Origin of the sequence: Cellulomonas chengniuliangii, from assembly GCF_024508335.1 — a bacterium.
Classification (GTDB): Bacteria; Actinomycetota; Actinomycetes; order Actinomycetales; family Cellulomonadaceae; genus Cellulomonas_A; species Cellulomonas_A chengniuliangii.
The window spans coordinates 3,227,677-3,252,064 of sequence record NZ_CP101988.1; the positions used below are offsets into that span (position 1 = coordinate 3,227,677).

General features: G+C 72.3%; 18 protein-coding genes and 1 pseudogene. 10 read left to right on the forward strand and 9 right to left on the reverse strand.

Annotation, left to right across the window (positions count from 1 at the left end):
- Nucleotides 1-559: 559 nt before the first annotated feature.
- Both nrdD and nrdG read left to right on the forward strand, forming a co-directional pair.
- Entirely contained in the window at nucleotides 560-2,761 is a 2,202-nt protein-coding gene (nrdD, locus tag NP064_RS15000) for an anaerobic ribonucleoside-triphosphate reductase (protein WP_227570054.1), read from the forward strand.
- Nucleotides 2,762-2,768: 7 nt separating this feature from the next.
- Nucleotides 2,769-3,371 (forward strand): anaerobic ribonucleoside-triphosphate reductase activating protein, encoded by a 603-nt coding sequence (gene nrdG / locus NP064_RS15005; RefSeq protein ID WP_227570053.1) that lies wholly within the window; start codon nucleotides 2,769-2,771, stop codon nucleotides 3,369-3,371.
- 32 nt (nucleotides 3,372-3,403) lie between these two features.
- On the opposite strand, the gene helR is transcribed toward nrdG, so the two are convergent.
- A complete protein-coding gene (helR, locus tag NP064_RS15010; RefSeq protein WP_372456400.1) occupies nucleotides 3,404-5,611 on the reverse strand; it encodes an RNA polymerase recycling motor ATPase HelR in 2,208 nt (735 codons plus the stop codon).
- 199 nt (nucleotides 5,612-5,810) lie between these two features.
- Nucleotides 5,811-6,665, reverse strand: a complete 855-nt coding sequence (locus tag NP064_RS15015; protein ID WP_256813659.1) for an alpha/beta hydrolase — start codon at nucleotides 6,663-6,665, stop codon at nucleotides 5,811-5,813.
- A gap of 237 nt (nucleotides 6,666-6,902) precedes the next feature.
- Here NP064_RS15015 and NP064_RS15020 point away from each other — a divergent pair, with 237 nt between their 5' ends.
- From NP064_RS15020 to NP064_RS15035, 4 genes are all read left to right on the forward strand, one after another.
- A complete protein-coding gene (locus NP064_RS15020) occupies nucleotides 6,903-7,226 on the forward strand; it encodes a carboxymuconolactone decarboxylase family protein (protein ID WP_227570051.1) in 324 nt (107 codons plus the stop codon).
- A complete protein-coding gene (locus NP064_RS15025; RefSeq protein ID WP_227570050.1) occupies nucleotides 7,223-7,549 on the forward strand; it encodes a DUF6457 domain-containing protein in 327 nt (108 codons plus the stop codon). The genes NP064_RS15020 and NP064_RS15025 overlap by 4 nt, the downstream gene beginning before the upstream one ends.
- A 66-nt stretch (nucleotides 7,550-7,615) precedes the next feature.
- Nucleotides 7,616-8,365, forward strand: a complete 750-nt coding sequence (locus tag NP064_RS15030) for an SIR2 family NAD-dependent protein deacylase (protein ID WP_227570049.1) — start codon at nucleotides 7,616-7,618, stop codon at nucleotides 8,363-8,365.
- Between the two features lie 113 nt (nucleotides 8,366-8,478).
- Nucleotides 8,479-9,999, forward strand: coding sequence for a SulP family inorganic anion transporter (locus tag NP064_RS15035; RefSeq protein WP_227570048.1), 1,521 nt, complete (start codon nucleotides 8,479-8,481; stop codon nucleotides 9,997-9,999).
- Nucleotides 10,000-10,052: 53 nt separating this feature from the next.
- On the opposite strand, the gene NP064_RS15040 is transcribed toward NP064_RS15035, so the two are convergent.
- Nucleotides 10,053-12,614, reverse strand: coding sequence for a glycoside hydrolase family 31 protein (locus NP064_RS15040; protein WP_227570047.1), 2,562 nt, complete (start codon nucleotides 12,612-12,614; stop codon nucleotides 10,053-10,055).
- A gap of 97 nt (nucleotides 12,615-12,711) precedes the next feature.
- Between NP064_RS15040 and add the strand changes: the two genes are divergently transcribed.
- Nucleotides 12,712-13,743: an adenosine deaminase gene (gene add, locus NP064_RS15045; RefSeq protein ID WP_256813661.1), complete on the forward strand. Its 1,032-nt coding sequence runs from the start codon at nucleotides 12,712-12,714 to the stop codon at nucleotides 13,741-13,743.
- A gap of 82 nt (nucleotides 13,744-13,825) precedes the next feature.
- Here add and NP064_RS15050 read toward each other — a convergent pair whose 3' ends face one another.
- Together NP064_RS15050 and NP064_RS15055 are read right to left on the reverse strand one after the other, a co-directional pair.
- Nucleotides 13,826-14,458, reverse strand: a complete 633-nt coding sequence (locus tag NP064_RS15050) for a nucleoside/nucleotide kinase family protein (protein ID WP_227570046.1) — start codon at nucleotides 14,456-14,458, stop codon at nucleotides 13,826-13,828.
- Complete coding sequence (locus NP064_RS15055) at nucleotides 14,455-15,213, reverse strand: AfsR/SARP family transcriptional regulator (RefSeq protein WP_227570045.1); 759 nt, start codon at nucleotides 15,211-15,213, stop codon at nucleotides 14,455-14,457. Before NP064_RS15055 ends, NP064_RS15050 begins: the two co-directional genes overlap by 4 nt.
- 289 nt (nucleotides 15,214-15,502) lie before the next feature.
- Between NP064_RS15055 and NP064_RS15060 the strand changes: the two are divergent.
- Nucleotides 15,503-15,796, forward strand: a pseudogene (locus NP064_RS15060) (type II toxin-antitoxin system VapB family antitoxin); the annotation flags it as partial.
- A gap of 180 nt (nucleotides 15,797-15,976) precedes the next feature.
- Nucleotides 15,977-16,678, forward strand: coding sequence for a LytR C-terminal domain-containing protein (locus NP064_RS15065; RefSeq protein WP_227570044.1), 702 nt, complete (start codon nucleotides 15,977-15,979; stop codon nucleotides 16,676-16,678).
- A gap of 105 nt (nucleotides 16,679-16,783) precedes the next feature.
- Here the strand turns inward: NP064_RS15065 and NP064_RS15070 are convergent, their stop codons facing one another.
- Nucleotides 16,784-18,160, reverse strand: a complete 1,377-nt coding sequence (locus tag NP064_RS15070; RefSeq protein WP_227570043.1) for a uracil-xanthine permease family protein — start codon at nucleotides 18,158-18,160, stop codon at nucleotides 16,784-16,786.
- A 178-nt stretch (nucleotides 18,161-18,338) separates the two neighbouring features.
- Between NP064_RS15070 and NP064_RS15075 the strand changes: the two genes are divergently transcribed.
- Nucleotides 18,339-19,661: a glycosyltransferase 87 family protein gene (locus tag NP064_RS15075; protein WP_227570042.1), complete on the forward strand. Its 1,323-nt coding sequence runs from the start codon at nucleotides 18,339-18,341 to the stop codon at nucleotides 19,659-19,661.
- Here NP064_RS15075 and NP064_RS15080 read toward each other — a convergent pair.
- Genes NP064_RS15080 through NP064_RS15090 form a run of 3 tightly spaced genes read right to left on the reverse strand, consistent with a single transcriptional unit; the run spans nucleotide 19,601 to nucleotide 24,122 of the window.
- Complete coding sequence (locus NP064_RS15080; protein ID WP_227570041.1) at nucleotides 19,601-21,736, reverse strand: glycosyl hydrolase; 2,136 nt, start codon at nucleotides 21,734-21,736, stop codon at nucleotides 19,601-19,603. The two genes, NP064_RS15075 and NP064_RS15080, sit on opposite strands and share 61 nt — an antisense overlap.
- On the reverse strand, nucleotides 21,736-22,467 hold the full coding sequence (locus NP064_RS15085) for an HlyD family secretion protein (RefSeq protein ID WP_227570040.1): 732 nt from the start codon (nucleotides 22,465-22,467) through the stop codon (nucleotides 21,736-21,738). The genes NP064_RS15080 and NP064_RS15085 overlap by 1 nt, the downstream gene beginning before the upstream one ends.
- Nucleotides 22,464-24,122: a glycosyltransferase family 2 protein gene (locus NP064_RS15090; RefSeq protein WP_227570039.1), complete on the reverse strand. Its 1,659-nt coding sequence runs from the start codon at nucleotides 24,120-24,122 to the stop codon at nucleotides 22,464-22,466. Before NP064_RS15090 ends, NP064_RS15085 begins: the two co-directional genes overlap by 4 nt.
- Nucleotides 24,123-24,388: the final 266 nt, after the last annotated feature.

Below are 24,388 nucleotides of genomic sequence, written 5' to 3' on the forward strand. Positions count from 1 at the left end.
CCCGCTCAACGGGAAGGTCAGGCTGAAGTGTCGCATTCTGCAGATGCCACGCTTCGAGCGAACAGTCATCGAGGGTGACCGTGACCAGGGCGCCAAGATCCGGAGCGGTCGCGTCTGCCAGGTTCGCGAACGCCGCCTCGCATTCTCCTGTCGTGGGCGATCTCACCAGTCTCGACCAGCGGCGGCGTGATGACGCAACCCGACAGCGCGAGCGCTGAGACGACGATCGACATCAAAGTCACGCGTGAGGGCATCCGAGCAGGCCAGTCCCACGTGCTGCGCCTCTGGTGTCGCTGCTCGGCGTAGGCGCACATCAGCAGGCCAGCGGGCGCGCACGCTGTGGCAGGCACCACCCGGGACCTACGGCCCCCTCCATTCGGCAGCACTAGATCTAGCGTCTAGCGGTCACCTGACCCACCACATCTTGTCGTTCAGCCCGCGGTGCGCTCCGGATTCCCGCAGCCTCGCCATCGGCCGTCAGCGCACCGCCAGGAGCATGCTCCCGGCCTGGTCGCGCGCGACGCCGCCCGCCGGGTGAGCGGCCGAGGAAGGCACGCGCATGCTGCAGACCGACTCCCCCGCGGCGGCCGCCACACCGGCGCCGACTGGCACGCGAGGGCTGATGGTCGCCAAGCGCGACGGTCGGCGGCTCCCGTTCGACGACGAGCGGATCTTCGCGGCGCTGGCCAAGGCCTTCGCCGAGGTGCACGGCGAGCCGACGCCCATGACGCACCGCACGCTGCGTGACCTGGTCGCGCGGATCAACCGCGAGCTGGCGTCCCGGTTCACCGTGGACGTGAAGATCTACGAGATCCAGAACGTGGTGGAGCACGTGCTGCTGGACAGCCACGAGTACGCCGTCGCCGAGGCGTACATCAGCTACCGCATCCAGCGGGACTTCGCGCGCAGCAAGGCGACCGACATCAACCACTCGATCGTCCGGCTGATCGACAAGGACCAGTCGATCGTCAACGAGAACGCCAACAAGGACAGCGACGTGTTCAACACGCAGCGCGACCTGACGGCGGGCGCGGTGGGCAAGGCGATCGGGTTGAAGATGCTGCCCCCGCACGTGGCGAACGCCCACCAGAAGGGCGACATCCACTACCACGACCTCGATTACCACCCCTACGCGCCGATGACGAACTGCTGCCTCATCGACTTCCAGACGATGCTCAGCAAGGGGTTCCGGATCGGCAACGCCGATGTCGAGCCGCCCCGCTCGATCCAGACGGCCACCGCGCAGATCTCGCAGATCATCGCGAACGTCTCCTCGAGCCAGTACGGCGGCTGCTCGGCCAACCGCATCGACGAGCTGTTGGCCCCGTACGCGGAGCGGAACTTCGCCAAGCACCTGGCCGACGCCGAGCGGTGGGTCGCGGACGAGGCGCTGCACCACCAGTACGCCGAGGAGCGCACGCGCAAGGACATCTACGACGCGATGCAGAGCCTCGAGTACGAGATCAACACCCTGTTCACGTCGAACGGGCAGACGCCGTTCACGTCGCTCGGCTTCGGGCTGGGCTCGAGCTGGTTCGAGCGCGAGATCCAGAAGGCCATCCTGCAGATCCGCATCGACGGGCTGGGCAGTGAGAAGCGCACCGCGATCTTCCCCAAGCTGATCTTCACGCTCAAGCGCGGCCTCAACCTCGACGAGGGCGACCCGAACTACGACATCAAGCAGCTCGCCCTCGAGTGCTCGACCAAGCGCATGTACCCCGACATCCTCAACTACGACCGGATCGTCGAGCTGACCGGCAGCTTCAAGGTGCCGATGGGCTGCCGCTCGTTCCTGCAGGGCTGGCAGGACGCCGACGGCAACGACGTCTCCGAGGGCCGGATGAACCTCGGGGTCGTCACCCTCAACCTCCCGCGCATCGCCCTCGAGGCACAGGGCAGCGTCGAGCGGTTCTGGGCGATCCTCGACGAGCGCCTGGCCATCGCGCGGGACGCGCTGGTGTTCCGGATCGAGCGCTGCAAGGAGGCCTCGCCCGCCAACGCGCCGATCCTCTACGTGTACGGGGCGTTCGGCGAGCGGCTCGCGGCCGGGGACAACGTGGACGCGCTGTTCAAGGACGGCCGCGCCACGGTGTCCCTGGGGTTCATCGGCCTGTACGAGGTCGCGGCGGCGTTCTTCGGCGGCGCCTGGGAGGGCGACCCCGAGGCGAAGGCGTTCACCCTCGACATCCTGCGCACGCTGCACGACAGCACGAGCGCGTGGAGCCGGGAGAACGGCTACCAGTTCAGCGTGTACTCGACCCCCAGCGAGAGCCTGACCGACCGGTTCTGCCGGCTCGACAAGGCCAAGTTCGGGTCCGTCGCGGACATCACCGACAAGGACTACTACACGAACAGCTTCCACTACGACGTGCGCAAGAACCCCACGCCGTTCGAGAAGCTGGACTTCGAGATGGACTACCCGGCCTACGCGTCGGGCGGGTTCATCCACTACTGCGAGTACCCGGTGCTGCAGCAGAACCCGCGAGCCCTCGAGGCCGTGTGGGACTACGCCTACGACCGGGTCGGCTACCTGGGCACGAACACCCCGATCGACCGCTGCTACGCCTGCGGCTACTCGGGCGACTTCGACGCGACCGCGCGCGGGTTCGAGTGCCCCGAGTGCGGCAACGCCGACCCGCTGACCTGTGACGTGGTCAAGCGCACCTGCGGCTACCTGGGCAACCCGCAGGCCCGGCCCATGGTGCACGGCCGGCACACCGAGATCGCGTCCCGGGTCAAGCACATGCCCGACCAGGGCTAGGCCTGAGGTGCGCGCCCCGCTCCCCCGCGAGTGGTTGTCCGAGAAGCTCAGCCAGGGCCATGTCGGCGACTACAAGCCGTTCCAGTTCGTCGACGGCGAAGGCGTGCGCTGCAGCCTGTACGTGAGCGGCTGCCTGTTCGCGTGCGAGGGCTGCTTCAACGAGGCCACGTGGAGCTTCCGCTACGGCCGCCCGTACACCGACGAGCTCGAGGACCGGATCCTCGCGGACCTGGGCCACGAGTCGGTGCAGGGCCTGACGCTGCTGGGCGGCGAGCCGTTCCTCAACACGGCCGTCTGCCTGCGGCTCGTCGGGAGGCTGCGCCAGGCCTTCGGCCACTCCAAGGACGTGTGGGCGTGGTCGGGCTACACGTTCGAGGAGCTGCTGGCCGACAGCGACGACAAGGTGGCGCTGCTCCGCGAGGTCGATGTGCTGGTGGACGGCCCGTTCCGCAGCGAGCTGCGCGACCCGGGGCTGCAGTTCCGGGGCAGCGCGAATCAGCGCATCGTGGACGTGCCGGCGTCGCTCGCGGCCGGCGAGGTGCGGCTGTGGGGACGGCGGGCCGACGCGGCGGGCTCCTTCGAGCAGGTCGAGCGGCGGGCGCTGATCTAGGACCGGCGCCGGGGTGTCAGGGCGGACCGGCATCAGCCGCTCGTGAGGACGACGAGCCGCTGGGTCGCGCGGGTCATCGCGACGTAGCGGTCGACAGCGCCCTCGGCGCCCTGCCCGAAGCGCTCCGGATCGACCAGCACGACCAAGTCGAACTCGAGGCCCTTCGCCAGCTCCGGGCTCAGCGACCGGACGCGCGAGGTCCCGGCGAACGTGCGGTCGCCGATCACGCAGGCGGTGCCGCTGGAGTGCTCGGCGAGCCACGCGTCGAGCACTGCCCCCAGGTCGCGGACAAACCCGTGCGCCACGGGGACTCCGCCGCGGCGGACGGAGGTGGGGACGTTGGCGTCCGGCAGCACGGCGCGGATGACCGGCTCCGCCTCCGCCATGACCTCGACCGGCGTCCGGTAGTTGATGCTCAGCGAGACCCGCTCGACCCGGTCGATCCCCACCCGCCGCAGCCGCTCCTCCCACGGCTCCGGAAAGCCGTGCCTGGCCTGCGCGCGGTCCCCGACGATCGTGAGGCTCCGCGACGGGCAGCGGAGCAGGAGCATCTGCCACTCGGCGTCGGTGAGCTCCTGCGCCTCGTCGACGACGATGTGCGCGAACGGGCCGGCGAGCTGGTCAGGCGCGGCGGCCGGCGCGACGGAGTCGTCGACCAGGGCGGCCTGCAGGTCGTCGCCGCGCAGCATGTGCATCACCGCGAGCGTGGAGTCGTCGGACTCGATCAGGTCGTCGACGACGTCGGCCATGCGCGCGCGGTCGGCGGCGAGCACCGCCTCACGACGCCGCCGTCGACGCGACTCTCCCGGGTCGCCGAGCCGCTGCCGGGCGGCATCCAGAAGAGGCAGGTCGGCCACGGTCCACGCCTGGGGCTCCGCTCGCTGGAGCAGCCGGACCTCCTCCGGCTCGAGCCAGGGCGCGCACAGGCGCAGGTAGGCGGGCACGTCCCACAGGTCCCCGACCAGGTCGGCGGGCTCGAGCAGCGGCCACGCGCGCTTGAAGGCGCGCACCAGGTCCTCGTCCTGCGCGAGCGATCGGCGCAGCTGGTCCGCGGGGACGGCGTCCTCGGCGTCGGGGTCGGCGCCTGACTCGTCGCGGACCTTGTCCGCGAGGATCTCGAGCAGCGCCTCCCACGCCTCGTCGCGCCCCTCGTTGTGCGGGGTCCCTGCCTCGACCGCCCCGAAGGCCTCGACCCAGTCCGTCGGGCTCAGCCACACGTCCGCCCAGGGGGTCTGGACCTCCATCCCCTCCGTGGGCGGTCGCTCGGAGAACCGCACGGCGGGTTCGATCGCCGCCACCATGCGCGCGTCCGCCTTCAGCCGGGCGACCCGCGGGTCCGTCTCGATCGTCGCGGTGGCGCCCTCGGGAACGAGGTCGCGCAGCGTGCAGGTCTGCACGCCCTCCTCCCCCAGGCTCGGCAGCACGTCGGAGACGTAGGCCAGGTACGGCTGGTGGGGCCCCACGAACAGCACGCCGCCACGCAGGCGCCCCAGTCGGGGGTCGGAGTACAGCAGGTACGCGGTGCGGTGCAGGGCGACGACGGTCTTGCCCGTGCCTGGGCCTCCGTCGACGACGAGCGCGCCGCGTGACCCCGCGCGGATGATCGCGTCCTGATCGGCCTGGATGGTGCCGAGCACGTCCCGCATCCGGTCCGACCGATCACCGCCCAGGCTGGCGATGAAGGCGGACTGGTCGTCGAGCGCCGGATGGTGCTCGAGCCCGACGCCGCCGTCAGCGCCGCGAGCGGCCTCAGCGTCGGGGGCGAACACCTCGTCCCAGTAGTCGGTGACCCGCCCGCCGGTCCAGCGGTACCGGCGCCGGCTCACCAGGCCCATCGGGTCGGCGTGGGTGGCCCCGAAGAACGGCTCGGCCGCCGGGGAACGCCAGTCGATCAGCACCCGCTGCCCCGAGCGGTCCGTGAGCCCGAGCCGTCCGACGTGCACCATCTCGCCGTCGGCGCCCACCATGCGCCCGAGGCACAGGTCCAGCCCGAAACGGCTCAGGGCGCGCAGCCGCGCCGTGAGCCGGTGGATCTCCTGGTCCCGGTCCAACGCCGCCTGGCCGCTCCCGCCGGGGGCCTTGCGCGCCGCGTCGAGGCGCTCGGACAGCTCCGCGGTCGACTGCTCCAGGGCGTGGGCGATCGCCGAGAAGTGGTGCTCGTCATCGGCGATCAGGGCCGGGTCGGCCTTGGCGGCCACATGGTCGGGGAGGTCGAACGCGCTCATGGTCAGGGGGTTCACGTCATCGGCTCCGAGGTCTCGGCACTGGCACGTCTCGTGGGCACTGGCACTGGGGCGCTGGCTCAGATCGAGGATTCTGCGCGGCCGCCCGGGTCTTGCCGCAAGCCCCCCGGTGGGCTATACGTTGGACATGGCGGGGAGGCGTGCGCACCCCGCCTTTCTCGTGCCCAGCCCTCGGGCGGCTCAGCGGCTCGGGACATCACCGGCAGCCGCGCACGCCCCCGCGCACCGCGACCGCCATGAGCGCGTCGATCAGCGCCGGCCCTTCGGCCAGCACCTCGTCGTTGTGCCCGGCGCCGGGCACCTCGACCTCGAGGACGTCCACGCCCGCCTCGCGCGCTGTCCGCGCGACATCCCGGCTCTGCGCGGCCGGCACGATCGCGTCGCCGGTGCCGTAGACCACCGCTGTCGGCACGGCGAGCCTGCCCACGTTCTCCCGCACGAGGTACCGGTCGCGCAGCAGCCAGCCCACCGGCACCCGGTACAGGGCGTGGCCCACCTCGTCGAGGGAGGTCAGGGGTGAGCGCAGCACCAGCGCGGCCGGCGGGTGCTCGACGGCGAGCTCGGAGACCACGGCCGTGCCCAGGCTCTCGCCCAGATAGACCAGGTCCTGCTCGTCGATCCCCATCTCGTCGAGCAGGTACGCGCGCGCCGCGCGGACGTCGAGCGCCAGCCCAGCCTCCGTGGGCCTGCCCGCGTTTCCGCCGTACCCGCGGTAGTCGAACATCAGCACCCCGAAGCCGTGCTCGTTCAGCGCGCCAGCGAGCGCGGCCCGGTCCGAGCGGTTGCCGCCATTGCCGTGGGCCAGGAGCACCGCAGCGCGGCAGCCCTCCGCCGGGGGGAGCCACCAGGCGCCCAGATCCAGGCCGTCCGAGGTCCGCAACGCGACGTCCTGCGCGCCGGGGAGCCGCTCGGCGGCGGGGGGCACGGGCACGCGGGCCGGGTGGTAGACGAATGACTGCTGGCCGACCCACACGGCGCCGACGAGCACGAGCGCGACGACGGGGAGCGCCAGCAACGGCGCCTTCCACCTCGCCCCCGTCGGTGTGGCCACGGTTCCAGGGTGTGGTGTGTCGGCCGGGCCCGCGACCGCTGCGCCAGAGTGAGACGGCGCCGGCACGAGGCGGGCCCATCGTCCCGCAGCACCGGCGCCGGGCCCGTCTACCGTCGGCGGAAGACGCGCCCGTGCCGCGCGGGCTCCGCGTGCCCGCCGGAGCGGGAAGCGGCGCCCGTGCCACGCTGACGGGACACAGTCGACCCGGCGGGCGAGCCCGCCAGAAGGAGAGCAACCGTGCCGGAGCACCTCCCCGACGTCTACGTCGGCTTCCGCGAGCGCTTCCCCGACGTCGCGCACACGCAAGACGCACTCGCCCGGGCCGTCGACGCCGCCGGGCCTTTGGACGAGAAGACGACGCGGCTGGTCAAGCTCGGCATCGCGGTGGGATCGCAGGCGGACGGCGCCGTCCGCTCGAACGTGCGCAAGGCCCTCGCGGCCGGCGCGACCCTCGACGAGGTCGAGCAGGTCATCCTGCTGGGGCTGACGACGCGCGGGTTCCCCGCGACGGTCGCCGCCTGGCAGTGGATGAACGAGGTCGTCGCCACGGAGCGGTCATGAGCGGCGGCGCCGCACGGGACCGCGGCGACGAGACGCAGAAGATGGCGGTGATGAACGCCTGGCTGGACGGGGTGTGCGCCGAGCTCGGCGTCGACCGCTCGGTGCTGGACGCGAACACCACCGGGCTGCTGGCGCTCATCAACCACGTCGCGCACGGCCCCAGCCGCCCTGGCGCGCCGGTGACCGCGTTCCTGGTGGGCCTCGCCGCGGCCAGCACGTCCACCGACCCGGCCGAGCAGGCGCAGGCCGCAGCGGAGCGCATTGCCGCCGTCGAGCGGCTCGTCGCGGCCTGGGACCCGGCGGCCTCCGCCCCCGCCGACTGACCCCGCCTCCCGCTGCGCCCGGGAGCCGGGCCACGGCCGTCAGGTCCCGGGCGTAGCGTCAGGCGGGTGGCAGACGCAGCGCAGACCCCCTCGACCCGCCCCTCGGTCACCGTGCTGACCGGCGCGGGCATCTCCACCGGCTCCGGCATCCCCGACTTCCGGGGCCCGAACGGCGTGTGGACCCGCGACCCGGAGGCCTCGCGCCTGCTCGAGCTCGACTGGTACCTCGCCGAGCCGGACATCCGGCGCCGCGCCTGGCAGATGTGGCGCGACCACCCGGTCTGGACGGCCCAGCCGACCCCCGGGCACCGCGCGCTGGTGGACCTGGACCGGGGCGGGGCGCTGCAGGCCGTCGCCACGCAGAATTTCGACGGGCTCCACCAGAAGGCGGGCGTCCCCGCGTCGAAGGTGCACGAGCTGCACGGCAGCCTGCCCGGCACGCGCTGCCTGCGGTGCGGCGCCACCGAGCCCACCGCCGATGTCCTGGCCCGCCTCGACGCCGACCCGGACCCGCACTGCGCGCGGTGCGGCGGCCCGCTCGCCACCGACGTGGTGATGTTCGGCGAGCCGCTCCCCTCCGACGTCCTCGACGCCGCCGTCGAGGCCGCGGCGACCAGTGACGTCTTCATCGCCGTCGGGTCCACGCTCACGGTGCAGCCCGCGGCGAGCCTCACCGCCGTCGCCGCGGAGTCGGGCGCGCGCATCCTGATCGTGAACGCCGAGCCCACCCCGTACGATCGGCTCGCCGACGCCGTCGACCGGCGGCCCATCGAGGTCGCCCTGCCGGCGATCGTGCAGGAACTCCTCACCACCTGACGCGCCAGCTTCACGAGCGTGAGGACGGGGCGCCATGACGGCGCCCTTCGACGCCCCCCGACGCGCATCCCCCTAACCGGGCTGCGCCTGCTGATGGATGGACACACCGCCGGATGGACACCGCGCTGCGCGAGCACTCGTCGACCCCCGCCGTCCCGGAGGCGGACCAGACCCACTCCGTGCTGGGCGCGCTGCGATCGGGGAAGCGGCTGCGCACGGAGGTGCTCGGCGGCCTCGTGGTGGCGCTCGCGCTGATCCCGGAGGCGTTGTCCTTCTCGATCATCGCGGGCGTCGACCCGCGGCTCGGCATCTTCGCGTCGTTCACCATGGCCGTGTCGATCGCCTTCCTGGGCGGGCGCCCGGCGATGATCTCGGCCGCCACGGGCGCCGTCGCGCTGGTGGTGGCGCCCGTGGTGCGCGAGCACGGGGTGGACTACCTGATCGCCACGGTGATCCTCGCGGGCGTGGTGCAGGTGGCCATGGGGCTGCTGGGGGTGGCCCGGCTGCTGCGGTTCATCCCCCGCTCGGTGATGATCGGCTTCGTCAACGCGCTGGCCATCCTGGTGGTGCTGTCGCAGCTGCCGTACCTCCGGGACGTCCCGTGGACGGTGTACGCGCTGGTGGCGGCCGGCATCGCGATCATCGCGCTGCTGCCCCGCCTCACCACGGCAGTCCCCGCGGCGCTGGTGGCCATCGTGCTGCTCACCGTGGTCACGGTGGCGGCCGGCCTGGTGGTGCCGACGGTCGGCGATCAGGGCGAGCTGCCGCAGTCGCTGCCCACGCTGCTGATGCCGCAGGTGCCGCTCACCGTCGAGACCCTGCGGATCATCGCGCCGTACGCGTTGGCCATGGCGCTGGTGGGCCTCCTCGAGTCGCTGATGACCGCGAAGTTGGTCGACGACGTCACCGACACCCACTCGAACAAGAGCCGGGAGGCGTGGGGGCAGGGCGCGGCCAACATCATCACGGGGTTCTTCGGCGGCATGGGCGGCTGCGCGATGATCGGCCAGACGATGATCAACGTGAAGGTCTCCGGCGCGCGGACCCGGATCTCCACGTTCCTGGCCGGGGTGTTCCTGCTCGCGCTCGTGGTGGGGCTGGGCGACGTGGTGGGCCTGATCCCGATGGCCGCGCTCGTCGCGGTGATGGTCATGGTCTCCGTGGCGACGTTCGACTGGCACTCGATCCGCCCGTCCACGCTGCGCCGGATGCCGCTCAGCGAGACGGCGGTGATGGTGACGACCGTCGCGGTGGTCGTGGCCACCCACAACCTGGCCATCGGCGTCATCGCCGGGGTGCTGGTCGCGACGGTGCTGTTCGCGCGCCGCGTCGCCCACCTCACCCAGGTGACCCGGACCGCCACCGAGGACGGCTGCGCCTACGTCGTCACGGGGGCGCTGTTCTTCGCGTCCTCGAACGACCTCGTCTACCAGTTCGACTACGCGGGCGACCCGGACCGGGTGGTCATCGACCTGTCCGGGGCGCAGGTCTGGGACGCGTCCACCGTCGCCACCCTCGACGCGATCACCACCAAGTACGCCGCCCGCGGCAAGCGGGTGGAGATCATCGGGCTCGACGCCCCCTCCGCCGACCGGCACCGCCGCCTGACGGGCAACCTCGGCGCCGGCCACTGACGGCGCTGCGGCACTGCGGCACTGCGGCACCGCGGCGGCCGACCGCCGCCGCTCTACCGCGCGGCGGCCACGACCTCGAGGATGGCGCCGTAGAGGTTCCCGGGCAGGTCGAGCCCGTGTAGGGAGGCGACCAGCGCGGCGCCGGACATCCGCTCGACGAGTTCCATGACCAGCGACTTGGTGTCGAAGGCGATCTCCGCCTCGTCCAGGAGCCGGAAGACGTCGCCGTGCACGTCCGGCCCGCGGTGGCGCAGCCCCTCGAGGTGCACCTCGACCCCGTCGGCCAGGTCGAGCGTGCCGAGGCGCACGCGCAGCACCCCCTGGCCAGCGGCCGGCCCATCGCCCCGCCTGGCCTCGGGGATGGTGCTGTGCGCGGCGTCCGTCACGAGCCCCACGTCGGCGACCGTCAGGGTGCGCCCGCCCACGCCGACCCGCCGCACCTCGTCGACGCCGACCACGTCGAGCGTGAGCGTCCGCGCGATGCCGGCCCCCGGCCCGACGGGCGGCTCGATCGCCAGGACGGCGTCGGCGCGCACCACGCCGTCGGCGTCGGGCCCGTGCTCCGACCAGCGCAGCGTGAACGTGGTGAGCTGCCGGTCCTCCGGGCGCGGGTCGCCCTGCCCGTCATCCTCGACGAGCACCGTGCGCCCGTCGGCCCCCGGCAGGATGCGCAGCACGAGGGCCTCGGGACGCGTCCCGGTGTCGGCCATCGGATCGGCGGCCAAGGGCAGCACGGCGCCCGCCCGGGCCAGCACCGGCATCTGCTCGAGCGTGCGGTGCAGCTCGACCCGACGCCCGCCGTCGTAGCGGCGCCCGGTGAACACGTCGTACCAGGCGCCCTCGGGGAGCCAGGCGTCGACCCGGCCCAGGTGCGTGGCGCGATCGGCCGGGGTGGTGATCGGCGCGACCAGCAGGTCGGGGCCGAACATGTACTGGTTGGGCGACTCGTACGCCTCGGGCGCCCACGGGTGGTCGTGGTACATCGGCCGGATGGGCGCGACGCCGTCGGTGTGCGCGGCCCACATCGCGGAGTACAGGTACGGCACGAGCTGGTGCCGTAGCCGCAGGAACCGCGTCATCACCTGCTCGGCCTGCAGCCCGAACCGCCACGGCTCCTTGGAGTTGAACGGGCTGGCCGTCGAGTGCAGCCGGTTGATCGGGGAGAACACCCCGAGCTGGAACCAGCGCGTCGCGAGCTCGTCGTCCTTGACCCCGCCCAGGTGCCCGCCGATGTCGTGGCTCCACCAGAAGTAGCCGACGTTGGACGCGGTCGCGGTGAAGTACGGCTGGAAGTCCAGGGAGTCCCAGGTGACGACCGTGTCGCCGGAGAACCCGACCGGGTAGCGGTGGCTGCCCAGCCCCGCGTACCGGGAGAACGTGATGGGGCGGCGACCGTCGCGGCCCGAGTCGCGGTGGTGCACGTGGTTGAGCATCCACAGCGGGTCGAGGCCGGGGACGCGCGCGCTGGTTCCGGACTGCCAGTCGATCCACCAGAAGTCGACGCCGATCTCCTCGTGCGGGTGGTGGAGGTGGCGCAGGTACGCCTCGACGAACTCCCGGGAGGAGATGTCGAACGCGATCTCGAGCCCGCTCTCGGGGTCCAGCCCGAGCTCGCGGGCCATGTCCGGGTAGGCGGCCTCGTGCCGGCGCACCCCGTCGGCCGGGTGCACGTTGAGCGTGACGCGCAGGTTCCGCGCGTGCAGCTCGGCGAGGAACGCGGCCGGGTCCGGGAAGAGCCCGCGGTCCCAGGTGTAGCCGGTCCACCCGCTGCCCAGGGCCGGGTCGATGTCGACCAGGTGCCAGTCCATGTCGAGCACAGCCACGGAGAACGGGATGCCGGCCGCCCGGAAGCGGTCCATCAACGCCAGGAACTCGTCGGCCGTGTACCGGTGGAACCGGCTCCACCAGTTGCCCAGCGCCCAGCGGGGCAGCAGCGGGCTGGGGCCCGTCAGCGCGAAGAAGTCGCGCAGCGCGTCCTGGTAGTCGCGGCCGTAGCCGAAGAAGTACAGGTCCTGCCCGGCGCCCGGCGGCCGGGGGGCGACCCAGCCGTCGTCGGTCAGCAGCAGCGAGCGCGAGTCGTCGACCACCGCGAAGCCGTGCACGGACAGCAGGCCGGGCTCGAGCTCGATGGCGCCGTCCACGTCGTCGAGCGTGCGCGCGGTGCCGCCCAGGTTCGACGGGCGGCCGTCGCCGTGCCGCGCCGGGTCGCCGTAGCTCCACCGGGTGCGGTGGGTGCTCTGCGCGCGGGTCCGCATCGAGACGGACAGCCCGGCGGCGGTGAACGGCCCCCGGTCGTAGCGGACGTGCAGGTGCTCGGTCCAGATGTCGATGCCGTCCTCGGACTCCGCGACGGTGATCTGCGGGACGTCGAACCGGCGCGAGCGCACCAGCTGGGTGGGGGCGTCGATGAACACGCCGTCCTCGCTGCGCTCCATCCGGATGAGGCGGCTGGTGAGCACCGTGAACCGGTAGCCCGGCCCGCGCACCACCGCGCGCGGGTCCGCCCGGGCCGGGTCGCGGGCCCCGTCGCGGGCGGGGTCGCCGACCGGCTCCTGGGCCCGCGGGGCCACGGCGTCGTCGAGCTTGTCCACAGGGTCCGATGAGGCCGTCGGCATGGCACCGAGGCTACGCCGAGTGTGACGACGGTCACAGGTCGACGTCCTGATAGCGTCCCCCACGAACCACGCTCCTCGAGGGAAACGGACCTCTGCCATGCCCACCGACATCGCCCCCACCTCGGCGTTCATCGCAGGCCTGCCCAAGGCCGAGCTGCACCTGCACCTCGAGGGCACCCTCGAGCCGGACCTCAAGCTGGCCCTCGCCCAGCGCAACGGCATCGAGCTGGACCAGAAGACCGTCGCCGAGGTCCAGGCCACGTACGAGTTCAACGACCTCGCGAGCTTCCTCGCCGTGTACTACCCGGCGATGGAGGTGCTGCGCACCGAGCAGGACTTCTACGACCTGGCCACCGCGTACCTGCGCCGCGCCGCAGACCAGGGCGTGCGGCACGCCGAGATGTTCTTCGACCCGCAGGCCCACACCTCCCGCGGCGTCCCGTTCGCCGACGTGGTCAACGGCTACCACCGCGCCACGGTCGACGCCCGCGCCGAGCTCGGCATCTCCTCCTCGCTGATCCTCTGCTTCTTGCGCGACATGAGCGCCGAGTCGGCCGCGCAGACCTTCGAGGAGGCCGTCCCGTTCCTCGACCTCATCGTCGGCGTGGGCCTCGACTCCGACGAGCGCGACAACCCGCCGCGCAAGTTCGCCGACACGTTCACCCGCGCCCGCGAGCTGGGCCTCAAGCTGACGATGCACTGCGACATCGACCAGGTCGGCTCGATCGAGCACATCCGCCAGGTCATCGAGGAGATCGGCGTCGACCGCATCGACCACGGGACCAACATCGTCGAGGACCCGTCCCTGGTGGACGTCGTGCGCGAGCGCGGCATCGGGCTCACCTCGTGCCCCGTGTCGAACAGCTTCGTCACCAGCGACATGAAGGCTGACGAGATCGTCCAGCTGCTGCACGACGGCGTGAAGATCATGATCAACTCCGACGACCCCGCGTACTTCGGCGCTTACGTCGCCGGGAACTACGACGCGCTCGTGGAGAAGGCCGGGCTGAGCCTCGACGACGTGGTGCGCCTCGCGAAGAACTCGTTCGAGGCCTCGTGGCTCGACGACGAGGCGAAGGCCGGCTACCTCGCCGAGATCGACGCGTACGTGGCCCGCGCGACCGCCTGAGCGGCGCCTCCCGGCCATGCAGGCGTGAGCGGCCGCACCCCCGGCGTCGGGGGTGCGGCCGCTCTGTCGTCCAGCCCCCGGCTCAGTCGAGCGCGACGAGCGCGTCCGCCCGGGCCCTTCCGCGCGCGACCAGCGCCGTGTTGCGCTCGTCGACCTGGTCGACCCAGGCCCGCGCCGCGGCCTCGGGACGCCCGTAGCGGACGTGCCGGTCCACCAGCCGCCGCACCCGCACCGCGTCGTCCACGTCCAGGTACCAGCACTCGTCGAGCAGCGGCCTCACCTGCTCCCAGCCACCCGCGTCATGCAGCAGGTAATTGCCCTCCGTCAGCACCACCCGCACGTCCGGGCCGAACGGCAGCGCGCACGCGATCGGCTCCTCGATCGAGCGCTCGAAGGCGGGCGCGTACACCGTGCCCGGGGTGTCCGCGCGCACCCGGGCCAACGCGCTGACGTACCCGTCGACGTCGAACGTGTCGGGCGCCCCCTTGCGATCGGCCCTGCCCAGCCGGTCGAGCTCCCGCTGCGCGAGGTGGAACCCGTCCATGGGCAGCACCCGCGCCTGCCGCCCGATCTGCGCGGCGAGCCGCTCGGCCACGGTGGACTTGCCCGCGCCCGGCGGGCCCACGATGCCCACCATCACACGGGCGCCGGGCCGCGCCGCGGCCAACTGCCCCACCCTGCCGGGCAGCGCGGGCACGTCGAGTCGAAGAGTCACGTCCCCATGGTGACCGATGGGCGGCGCCCCGCGAGGGCTGCCACGAGCTGGCGCGTCTGCAACGACGGAGCCACGCCCACCCGTCGGCGCAGGACGCCCGCGCACTCGGCGTAGGCCTGCATCGCCTCGGCCACGTTGCCCTCGGCCAGGTGGATGCGGATGACGGTGCGGTGCGCGCTCTCCCGCAGTGGGTCTGCGCGGACCGCGCTGAGCGCTGCCTCGAGGGCCAGCCCGAACCGCCCGCAGCGGGCCAGCTGCACCGCCCGCGCCTCGAGCACGTGCAGCCGGAGCTGGCGCAGCCGCTCCCGGTCCCCGGCGAGCCAGGCGTCGTCCCACCCGGGCAGCAGGTCGCCCTCGATATACGGCACGGGCTCGTCGACGGGGCCGGACCTCGCGGGCCGCTGTTCGCCCGACGCCCTCGCACCGCTGGAGGGGCCCGCCATGACCGTGTGGGCGAGCTCGACCATCCGGGTGACGTCGACGTCCACGTCGGGGCCGAGCACCACGCAGTCGTGGGCCGCGCCGATCAGGCCCGGCGCCAGCTGGTTCGCCCGCCAGATCGCGGTGCGCAGGCTGGCCAGCGCCCTGGCCTCGGCGGCCCCTGCCCAGAGCATCCCCGCGAGCCGTCCGCGGCTGCTGCGCCCCCGCAGCGCGAGCGCCGCGACCATCCGCTGCGTCGTCGCGGGCGTGTCGACCTCCCTGCCGTCCACTATGAGCCGGAACCCTCCCAGCAGGCTGACTCGGTGGCTCGCCATCGCCTTCACGGCACCCTCCCCCCTGGCGCCGCACCTCATCGCGCGGCGCAGATCGAGCAGATCACGGGACGAGCGCGACCGCGCGTCGGCGATGGGCCGGCCGCGCCCCGGCACGCGGCCGGCGCCACCGACGGCGCCCGAAGTGACGACGCCGTGACGCCCGGGTGACATCATCGCCGCGTGACAGGGCCCCTCCGGTGGTGTGCCTTCTGCACCCATCTGGGGTGAGCCACGCACCGATCTGCGTGGCAGGCTCGCCCGCGCGGACCCTGCGCCTAGACTCGCGCCCGTGATCTTCAAGGCGGTGGGAGACGGCAGGCCCTATCCGGACCACGGGCTCGTGACGCCCAAGCAGTGGTCCGAGGTCCCGCCACGCCAGGTGCGGCTCGACGAGCTGGTGACGACCAAGGGCACCCTGAACCTCGACAACCTGCTGTCGGAGGACTCGACCTTCTACGGCGACCTCTTCGCGCATGTGGTGCAGTGGAGGGGTGTGATGTACCTGGAGGACGGACTGCACCGCGCGGTGCGGGCCGCCCTGCACCAGCGCCCGATCCTGCACGCCCGGGTGCTCGTGATCGAGGCGACCCCCGCGCGGGAGGACCCGACGGGCGGCGCCCCTGCGACCGGCGAGAACGCTGCCGCCACGACGGCTGCGGTCGACGGCCCCACCCCGACGGACGAGTCCACCGCAGGCGGCCACGCCACGGTGAGCGGCGAGACCACCCAGTGAGCGAGACCACCCCGTGAGCGAAGCGACGCGATGAGCACCGAACCCGATCCCGATCGCGCCCGCGACCTGCGCCGGCGCCGCATGCACGAGCGCCAGGCGGGGATCTTCGGCCTGCTCCTGGCAGGGCTCGCCGTGGCGGGCATCGGCTCCGCCGCCGTGTACTCGGGTGCTGTGGACCTGCCGTTCCTGGCCCGTGAGTTCAGCACCGCGACACCCACGAAGGGCCTCGGCTCGATCGTGCCGTGCCCGCCCTCCGGGGCCATGCCCGTGGCCGCCGGCGCGGTGACCGTGAACGTCTACAACGGCTCGACCGCCGGCGGGCTGGCCCAGAGCACCGCGACGGAGCTCGGCGAGCGAGGCTTCGTGGTCGGCAACATCACGAACGCCACGCTCCGGCTGGGCGACGCGTCCCGGTTGTCCTTCGGCGCCTCGGGCGTTGCGGCCGCGTACACCGTCGCCGCTCACCTGGAGAACCCGGTGATGGTGCTTGACGACCGCCAGGACGCCACCGTCGACCTGATCGTCGGTGAGCGCTTCAACTCGCTGCTCGCGCCCGACGAGGTCGTCCTCGACCCCGCGGCGGAGCTGGTCGGCGTCGTGGGCTGCCGGCCCATCGACGAGGTCGCCCCCGTGCCGGCGCCCTCCGTCGAGCCGACGTCCGACCCTGCGGCCGAGGACGGCGCCGGCGAAGAGGCGCCCGTCGAGGGCGAGGTCGTGGTCGAGGGCGGGTAGCCCTTGCCGCAGCAGGCATAGACGTAGAACGGCCGGGTCGCCCGTGGGCGGCCCGGCCGTTCTTGTGTGCGAGGAGCCTTGCGCCGGCCCTCGTGTCAGGTCCTCCTACTGCTGGGACGCTCGGCCCTCGAGCTCGGAGCCGTTCGGCACCGAGGCCGGGCTCGCCGCCTCCTGGGTGGTGCCGCGCCAGCGGGCCAGCCCGTTCATCAGGTGGTAGACGCCGATCGCGGCGGCGGAGCCGAGCGCGATGCCCTCGAATGTGATGTCCCCCGCCACCCAGGTGTAGTTGGCGATGCCGACGATGAGCGCGACAGCGGCCGTGGTGAGGTTCACCGGGTTGGAGAAGTCGACCTTGTTCTGCACCCAGATCCGCGCGCCGAGGATGCCGATCATCCCGTAGAGCACGGTCGTGGCGCCGCCGAGCACCCCCGCGGGGATCGTGGCGATCAGCGCGCCGAACTTGGGCGACATGCTCAGCAGCAACGCCGTGGCCGCGGCCACCCAGTAGGCGGCCGTCGAGTAGATCCGGGTGGCGGCCATGACGCCGATGTTCTCGGCGTAGGTCGTGGTGCCGGAGCCGCCGCCGACACCGGCGAGGGTGGTCGCGAGGCCGTCGGCGAGCAGGGCGCGCCCGGTCAGCGGGTCGAGGTCCTTGCCCGTCATCGCGGAGACCGACTTCACGTGGCCGACGTTCTCGGCGATGAGGACGAGCACCACGGGCACGAAGAGTCCCATGACCGCCAGGTCGAACGTGGGCGTGACGAACCTGGGCAGGCCGAACCAGGAGGCGTCCTGCACGGTGGTGAAGTCGACCTCGCCGCGCAGCGTCGCCACCGCGTAGCCGATGATCACGCCGACGAGGATCGCGAGGCGGCCCAGGATTCCGCGGAACAGCACCGTGGTCAGGATGATCGCGAACAGTGTGACCAGCGCCGTGATGGGCGCCGCGCGGAAGCCGCTGGTGCAGGTCTCGACGATCTCGCCGTCCACCACGGACTGGTTGCAGGTGCCCCAGGCCACCGGGGCCAGGTTGAGCCCGATGAGCGCCACGATCGAGCCGGTGACCACCGGCGGCATCACCTTCTCGATCCAGTGCGCCCCCGCGACGTGCACCACCAGGCCGATGGCCGCGAGCAGGAGGCCGGTGACGACCACCCCGCCGAGCGCCACGGACTCCCCGCCGGAGGCGGTGGCCGCTGTGATGGGCGCGATGAAGGCGAAGCTCGACCCGAGGTAGCTGGGCAGCTTGTTGCCTGTGATGACCAGGAAGAGGACGGTGCCGATCGCCGAGAAGAACAGCGTCGTCGCGGGCGACAGGCCCGTGATGATCGGCACCAGGAACGTGGAGCCGAACATCGCCACGACGTGCTGCATCCCGATGCCGATGGTGCGCGGCCACGTCAGTCGCTCGTCGGGCGAGACGACCTCGCCCGGGCGGACCGTGCGCCCATCGCCGTGCACACGCCAACCGAGACTGCTCACGAACGGGACTCCTTCAGTTGTGTGGTCGGATCAGCCCCCTCGGCCTCTGGCCGCGACCCGTCCAGAGAGTAGCGACCCGACGTGAATGCCCATGCGTCGTTCCACCCGCGCCGGACCCGCGTGCTGGCATGATCGAGCACCGCGGCTTTTCGCGTTTTATCGCATTGTTTGCGCCGTCATGATCCACACGGAGGTTCCGCTGAGCACCGGCCGTCGTCTGCTGCGCTCCCGTGCGGCGCTGTGGACCGCGTTCGTCGTGGTGCACGCCTGGGTCGCGTTCGCGGGGACCGCGCTGCAAGGGCGCTCGTTCTTCAACGACGTGGAGCTCTACCGGCAGTGGATGCAGGCGGGCTTCGAGCAGGGCGCCTGGCCGGTGCTGTCGGGCGACTGGGTGTACCCGGCCGGCGCGCTCGCTCCCATGGCCGTGGCCGCCCTGGTCACCACGACCAGCACCTGGGGCTATCAGGTGGCCTGGGTGCTCCTGGTCACGGCGCTCGACGGGCTGGCCATCGCGGCGCTGCTGCGGGCCCGCACCGCGGACGGCTCGCCTCCGCCGGTGGACCCGGTGCGCGGAGCCTGGTGGTGGCTGGCGTTCATCGCCGGCCTGGGGCCGGTGGCGGTCGGCCGACTCGACCCGATCGTGGCGCCAGTGGTGGTCGTCGCACTGCTGGTGGCGGCCCGGCGCCCCCGGGTCGCATCGGCGCTGCTGACCGCGGGCGCGTGGATCAAGGTGGCGCCCGGCGCGATCCTGCTGCCGCTGGTCCTGGCGGTGCGACGGCCGTGGCGCGACGTGGTGCTGCCCGCGGCCCTGGTGTGCGCGGTGGTGGCGGGGGCGGTGGCGCTGGGCGGCGGGCTCGAGCACCTGACCAGCTTCCTCACCCAACAGGGCTCCCGTGGCCTGCAGATCGAGTCGGTGGGCGCGACCCCGTGGGTGCTCGTCGGGCTGTTCTCCCCCGCGGTGAGCCGCTACCTCAACGTCGAGCTGATCACCTGGGAGGTCAGCGCCCCCGGGACGGCCCTGGCGGCGGACGCGCTCGGCGCGCTGCTACCGCTCGGGCTGGCCGCGGCGGTCGTCCTGCTGTGGTGGGCCCACCTGCGCGGCCACCCCGAGAGGCGGTGGGCGAGCTCCGAGGAGTTCGTGCTGCGCGGCGCACTGCTCGTGACGACCTTGCTCATCGTGCTCAACAAGGTGGGCTCACCGCAGTTCATCGGGTGGCTCGCGCCGCCCGTCGCCGTGGCGCTCAGTCTGGGACTGCCGCGCTGGCGACGGGCCGCGTGGTGGGTGCTCGGCCTGGCGGTGCTCACCCAGGTCGTGTACCCGCTGCGCTACAACGACGTGCTGCTGGGCCTGCCACTGGGCACGCTCGCGCTGGTGGTGCGCAACGTGCTGCTGGTGGTGCTCCTGGCCAGCACGGCGCGCGGCCTCCTGCGCACGGCCCGTCAGCCGCCCGAGCCGGGACCCTTCCCCGACGCCGCCGACGCGACGAACGCCAACAGGTAGGCGCGCGAGCTCCCGTCGTCGATGGCCGTCTCGGAGACCTCCCCGGCCACCTGCCAGGCCTCCTCGGCGTGTTCCTCGCCGGCCATGGCCAGGTACATCAGCAGGTAGTCCCCGAACTTCACGTCGAACCCGGCGGGCGTCGCCTCGGCCACCTGCGCGGTGATCCGATCGGCCCGGGCGGCGGCGTCCGCGTCGCCCTGCACCAGGTAGCCCGCGACCGGGCTCATGGGGATGAGCTGGATGGCGAGCATCGCGGCCGGGTCAGGGCTGAACCACGTGGCGTAGTCCCGCTTCCCGCCCCAGTTGAGCGCCATCACCTGGTGGTCGAAGCCCTCGTACACCGGGTCGTCCAGATCCAGGGAGGTCCAGTAGGCGCGGGTCGACGCCGCCTCGGTCGAGGCCAGCCAGGTGGCCTGCACGCCGAGGTCGTCCTGCCCGGACGCGGCCGCCCACAGGCCCAGCCCGTTCCAGGCGGTCACCGCCTCCGAGCTCGACTCCTGGTTGTTGCCGTCCGCGAACGGCGACGGGCCGGAGGCCCACGCGTGGCCGGCGTAGACGTCGAAGGCACGCAGCTGCGGGAACCACTCGGTCCCCTCGGCCGCGGCGACGTCCTGCGCGAGCAGGTCCAGCACAGGCGCCAGCTCCGCGGCGAGGGCAGGGTCCTCCGCGGCAAGCAGTCCGGCCGTGGCCAGGAAGTACCCGTAGTGGAAGTGGTGGTCGTTGAACTCCTCCGACCCGAAGGAGGGGGTGAGGCCGACGACGCCCCGCGCCTTCTCGTCGTATACGAAGCACCGGGCGTCGCGGCGGGCGCAGCCGTCCGGCTCCGCCCACTCGCGCAGCGCCGTCAGGGTCTTCTCCCGGAGCGGCGCCACGACGTCCGCGGCGCCGAGCTGGCTGCCCAGGGTCACCAGCGTGGCCGCGCGGTACAGCGACTTGCCCCCGAAGTAGGTGTCGGAGGGGAACGGCGGCGTGCTGGCGACATCGGCGGCGATCTGCTCGATGATCGCGGTGCGACGGTCGTCGGGCACGGCGCCCAGGTCCAGCTCGGCGGCCGTCTCCACCACCGGCGCCCACGACGTGAGCCGGGATCCCGCGCACAGCTCGAGGACGCCGTAGACGCTCGGGTACGTGCCGAGGTTGCACGCTCCTCTGGCCGGCTGCTCGCCCTGCCGGTGGTGCGGCATGAGCGCGTGCGCCGTCGGCCCGCCGTCCGCGGTGCGGTACCCGATCGTGGTGCGCGCGATCCCGTCGCCCACGCCGTACGTGACCTCCGAGCCCACCACCGGGTCCACGGCCGCGAGCGCCAGGGTCTCGAGGCCGCCGGACGGCAGGTCGTCGGGGACGGGGAACCAGGTGGCGGCCTGTCCCGCGCTGAGCCGCAGGCTCGTGCTGGCCAGGGCGCCGTTCGGCGCGCTGAGCATCCACTCGGCCCCGCGGGCGGTGCTCGAGGCCAGGCCATCAGAGGCCGCGGTGAAGGCTGCGCCGAGGGTGAGTGTCGACTCGGCGACGGCGGTGTAGGAGATGAACGGGGAGCCCTGCGCGAGGACGACCCGGCCCAGGACGCGGTCGGCGTCGTCGAGCAGCTCGATCGTGACGGTGACCGCGTCGTAGGCGCTGACGCGCGCGTGGCTCGCGCCGACGTCGACGCTCACGTCGGGGACGTGCCCGCCGATGATGAGCCGCTCGCTCGTCTCGGGCTGCGGCAGGCCGATGTCGAAGCCAGACGCGGTCAGGGCGAAGGAGGTCGGCAGTGGGAAGACCGGCTGCGGCTGCTCGCCGAACACGAGGCCGCTGAACCAGCGGTTGGTGGGCGGCGTGAGGCCGTCGGCCAGGCGCGCCGGGTCGAGCCGCGCGGCGTCGGCGTGCTGGACGCCGGCAACCAGGGCGGCGGGGTCGACCGTCGGCAGGGTGGCGTCCGGCGGGCCGGGCTGGTCGGAGCCGTCCACGTGCACCCCTCCGTCGAGGGCGTCGGTGGCGCCGTCCTTCGAGCCGCTGAACACCATGGCGGCGGTCACGACCACGGCACCGGCGGCCGTCACCGCGATCGCCGTCGTGAGCCCACGGCGGCGGTCCATCACAGGCCCACCTCGCGCAGGTACTCCTTGACGGCCTCGACGGCCTGGGTGACCACGCCGTCGTTGCGCAGCGCGAGTTCCGCGGTGACGGGGGTGCCTGCGGCGACCAGCCCGTTCGCGTCGCCCTTGACGAGCTCGTCGCTGCGCACCTTGACCACTGCCTGCGCCTGGCTCGCGACGGTCTGCACGGAGACCTCGTCCACGTGCCCGGCGATGCGCTGCTGGTTGGGCAGGATGATGGTGACCACGGCCGAGTCCTCGACGCGGGCGTAGTCCTTGGCGGTCAGCGTGTACTCGGCCTGCACGTAGAGGCTGTCGGCCTTCTCCACGACGGCCAGGTCGCCGATGGCCTCGACGAAGGTGCCCCGCTCGGCCTTGAGGCTCACGATCGTGCCGGGCCCGGTGGCCTTGACCACCAGCCGGCCCTCCGCGTCGACGGCGCTCGCCGCCGTCTCGGTGGGCGCGAAGCCGATCTCGGTGTCGTGCCGCAGGGCCGCGCTGTCGATGACGAACAGCGCGTCGCCCTCCGCGACGACGTCGCCAGGCTCCACGAGCTGGTCGACGACCAGCCCGGCGTATGGGGAGCCGACGTGGTAGGTCAGAGCGGCGATCTGCGCGGACGAGCTGCCTGCCCGGCCCTTGCGCTCGTTGAGCTGGTAGGTGAACGCCCCGGTCAGGGCCACGACGACGACGAGCCCGAGGGTCAGGCGTAGGCGGTTGCTCCAGGTCATGCGGCACCTCCGGAGGTCAGAACGGCGTCCCGGCGCGACTGGCGCTGCTCACGCGCGGCGGTCACGACGAAGGCGCCGAGGATCAGGGTGTTGGTGACGTTCCACGCGAGGGCCAGCGAGAGGGACCCGTTGCCGAAGTCCTTCCACGCGCCCACCACGGACGTCAGCAGCAGGAACACGAAGAACAGCACCTGCGGCATCATGAAGTTGAACGGGGAGGCGGCCCGGCCCAGGCTGCCGGTGACGTGCCACTGCTGCTCGCGGCGGAAGAACGCGTTGACGAGGGCGCGGACGTAGATCGGGAACGACACTGTGGCCAGCATCAGCGTCTCCCAGCGGAACGACCCGAGCGTGTAGAACGCCACCACGATCTGCATGACGTAGAAGCCCGCGTAGGCCAGCGCCCAGGTGAGCGGCGACATGTGCAGCTGCATGGGGGTCAGGCCGAAGTACACCTGCAGCGGCGGCACGAGCAGCAGCAGCAGGGGCGCGATGCCCGTCAGGTAGTGCGTGGACGTGACCCAGTACTGCAGCCGCTGGTCGAGGTTGAGGTTGCGCTTCTTGGACAGCGGGTTGTGGGTGAACATGATCTCGAACCCACCGGTCGCCCAGCGCAGCTGCTGCTTGGTGTAGGCCTCGATCGTCTCGGGGGTGTCCCCCACGGCGAGCGCCATCGGGATGTAGATCGAGCGCCAGCCCGCCTCGTGCAGCCGCAGCGACGTCCACACGTCCTCCGACTTGGAGTCCGAGTACATGCCGCCCACGTCGAGGATGGCGGTGCGCCGGAAGATGACGTTGGTGCCGACGCAGAACGCCGAGTTGAACTTGTTCCGGCCCGGCTGGATGTACCGGTAGAAGACGGCCTGCATGTACCCGGCGCCGCGGGAGATGAGGTTGTGCAGGTTGCCGTAGGTCTGCGGGGTCTGCACGAACGCGACGTCCGCCGTCGCGAAGAACGGCACGGTCTCGTGCAGGAACTCCGGCTCGGGCACGAAGTCGGCGTCGAAGATGACGAAGAACTCGCCGCGCGTGATGGTCAGCGCGTGGTTGACGTTCCCGGCCTTGGCGCCGTTCTTGCTGAGCCGGCGCACGTACCGGGCGCCGAGCTCGGCGGCGAGGTCGCGCACCTCGTCGGAGCGGCCGTCGTCGAGCACCCAGGTGATGTGCTCGCCGTGCATGGCCAGTGCCGCGGTGACGGTGCGGCGGATGGTGGCCAGGTCCTCGCCGTAGGTGGTGATGAACACGTCGATGCCCACGGGGCGCCCGTTGAGGTGCATCGTCCATTGGTTCGGCGTGGACTCGGCGCCGGTCCGCAGGATGCGCGCGGTGTCGTACAGCGAGTCCTGGGCGTGGTGGAAGGCGAAGCCGCGGGGGTTGTGCCCGCTGGACAGCATCGTCCAGAGCGACAGCAGCGCGTGGGTGACCAGGACCGCCTCGGCGAGCATGACCATCGACCAGGGCAGCCAGTCACCGCGGTTGGCGGGGTTGAGCAGGAAGTACGCGTAGAGGATGACCCCCGCGCACGCCATTGCCACCAGCAGCATGAACGACGGCGAGTGGGCGGCCTCGTTCTCCGGCGTGCGGACGGGACGGCTCTGCGGCACGTCGGTGGCGCGCGGCTCTGTCAGGAGCCGGTCGAACGTCGTTGCTGCCATGTGGTCTCCCCACGTCGGGCCGATGCGGAGGCGGCGGGTCAGGGACCCGTCACCGAGTGCGGCGGCGACGTTGGCGACCGAGGTCACCTGGGGAGACAGCGCCCTGTGCTTGCGGCACAAATGCGACACATCGCCCCTGGTGGGTACAGACAGAACGTAACAGCGATGGGCGACTTGTCTAGTCCTGCACGGTATGCCTCACACGTGCGGCGGCGCGGCCAAGCCGGTGACGCGGGGTGAAATCAGCGGCGTCTTCGCAGGTCACA

What these genes read in the sequence shown, in the direction of transcription:
- nrdD (WP_227570054.1), top strand. Translation starts at nt 560, where the DNA reads ATGCTGCAGACCGACTCCCCCGCGGCGGCCGCCACACCGGCGCCGACT.
- NP064_RS15025 (WP_227570050.1), top strand. Translation starts at nt 7,223, where the DNA reads ATGAGCGGCGGCGCCGCACGGGACCGCGGCGACGAGACGCAGAAGATG.
- NP064_RS15035 (WP_227570048.1), top strand. Translation starts at nt 8,479, where the DNA reads ATGGACACCGCGCTGCGCGAGCACTCGTCGACCCCCGCCGTCCCGGAG.
- NP064_RS15040 (WP_227570047.1), bottom strand. Translation starts at nt 12,614, where the DNA reads ATGCCGACGGCCTCATCGGACCCTGTGGACAAGCTCGACGACGCCGTG.
- add (WP_256813661.1), top strand. Translation starts at nt 12,712, where the DNA reads ATGCCCACCGACATCGCCCCCACCTCGGCGTTCATCGCAGGCCTGCCC.
- NP064_RS15055 (WP_227570045.1), bottom strand. Translation starts at nt 15,213, where the DNA reads ATGGCGAGCCACCGAGTCAGCCTGCTGGGAGGGTTCCGGCTCATAGTG.
- NP064_RS15065 (WP_227570044.1), top strand. Translation starts at nt 15,977, where the DNA reads ATGAGCACCGAACCCGATCCCGATCGCGCCCGCGACCTGCGCCGGCGC.
- NP064_RS15075 (WP_227570042.1), top strand. Translation starts at nt 18,339, where the DNA reads ATGATCCACACGGAGGTTCCGCTGAGCACCGGCCGTCGTCTGCTGCGC.
- NP064_RS15080 (WP_227570041.1), bottom strand. Translation starts at nt 21,736, where the DNA reads ATGGACCGCCGCCGTGGGCTCACGACGGCGATCGCGGTGACGGCCGCC.
- NP064_RS15085 (WP_227570040.1), bottom strand. Translation starts at nt 22,467, where the DNA reads ATGACCTGGAGCAACCGCCTACGCCTGACCCTCGGGCTCGTCGTCGTC.
- NP064_RS15090 (WP_227570039.1), bottom strand. Translation starts at nt 24,122, where the DNA reads ATGGCAGCAACGACGTTCGACCGGCTCCTGACAGAGCCGCGCGCCACC.